Origin of the sequence: Prevotella conceptionensis 9403948 (assembly GCF_000312305.1) — a bacterium.
Classification (GTDB): Bacteria; Bacteroidota; Bacteroidia; order Bacteroidales; family Bacteroidaceae; genus Prevotella; species Prevotella conceptionensis.
This window is the reverse complement of sequence record NZ_HE999475.1, coordinates 1-1447: the sequence shown is the minus strand read 5'-3', so window position 1 is coordinate 1447 and position 1447 is coordinate 1. Positions and strand designations below refer to the sequence as shown.

2 pseudogenes are annotated in these 1447 nt (G+C 40.8%); both read left to right on the top strand.

Annotated elements, in window-relative coordinates:
• Positions 1-1097 (top strand): annotated as a pseudogene (locus tag BN93_RS15750) (TonB-dependent receptor domain-containing protein); the annotation flags it as partial.
• Between the two features lie 27 nt (positions 1098-1124).
• A pseudogene (locus BN93_RS15745) lies at positions 1125-1447 on the top strand (YncE family protein); the annotation flags it as partial.

The following is a 1447-nucleotide window of genomic DNA, read 5'->3' as shown; positions in this document are numbered from 1 at the left end:
TCAACTTGCTCTTTCGGACTACCGTCCTAAAGATGAACGCATGAATGACTATCTCGGGTTCGATCCTAGCTCGTTTCCCAGCAAAATGATTTCAAACAATATCGGACTCTGTCATTTGTATGCCTCTTCCAATCATCGTTTTCAGAATTCCTTGACGATAAGCATTTACTATCTGAAGTCAAAAATCTTTAGAACAAGCGATGCCTTGTCGAAAGCCCAAATGAAAGATGCATCAGCTCCCAAACAGACAAGTGTGAACAAAACGTACTACGGATTTAGTGAGGGAGTGAGCTATGAGTTTTGGAAAGGCGTGAGGGGAAAGTTCTCGTTTTCACACAATGTGAGACTCCCTGACACAGGAGAACTTTTCGGTAACGGAATGAGCATCAAGCCATCAGTGAACTTACTGCCTGAAATTGGAGACAACCTGAACGTTGGAACCATCATAGATACAAGAAATGTGATGGGACTTACCCGCGTGCAGTGGGAAACAAACTTCTATTACATGTATATCCAGAATATGATAAGGCTTTTCCCCACTGATATCCGTTCCATCTACACAAACTTGGGAAAGACGAGCACGATGGGATTTGATACCGATTTGAAAGTAGACGTGACACCAAACATCTATACATATTTCAATCTTACACTACAGGACATTCGAGACCGGCAGAAATGGTTAAACGATACAAAAGGGACGGATAATCCCACATATAATAAACATGTACCCAACATACCGTCTTTCTATTTTCAACTATGGTTTGGAGTATCATGCAGAAAATTTGCTGGGGCGAAATGAACTATCTAGAATTTATATGGATGTGTCCCATGTCGGAGAATTCGATTGGGGATGGCAAATGAGCACACTGTCCGACCAGCGTAAAAAATGGATTATCCCCTCCAACGATGTGTTTACCATAGGCCTTCAACAATCCTTTTGGCACAACAACATTTCATTGAGTTTCGAAGTTGAGAACATCTTTGACAAGGAGAACTATATGGAATTCAAGATGCCACTGCAAGGACGCACTTTTAAAACAAAATTGCGTTTTAATCTGTTCCGCGACAAAACATCGGGCGGAGCAATGAGTTTGTAATATATTACCAATTTAAAAACAAATAAAATGAAACATTATTTTTTAATCGCAGCCCTTGTGTTGCTATCTCTTGTAGGTCTCACCTCATGCGGAAAGGACTCTCCGGACTTTCCTCCCTCTACAAAATCTGAAGTAGGATTTGTACACAGCGTAAACATCGGAGAAAACACATATATTAGCCTGTTCAAGGATTTGAGTGTTAGTTCACTCAATACAGACAACGCATTGGTGCTTCCGAAGGGGGCATTCACATTCGTGTATAAAAATAAGATATATGTGACAGATACAGAACACCTCTACAAGTACATCCCTAAGGATGGAATCCTTGTTCAAGAAGGAAACACCATGCT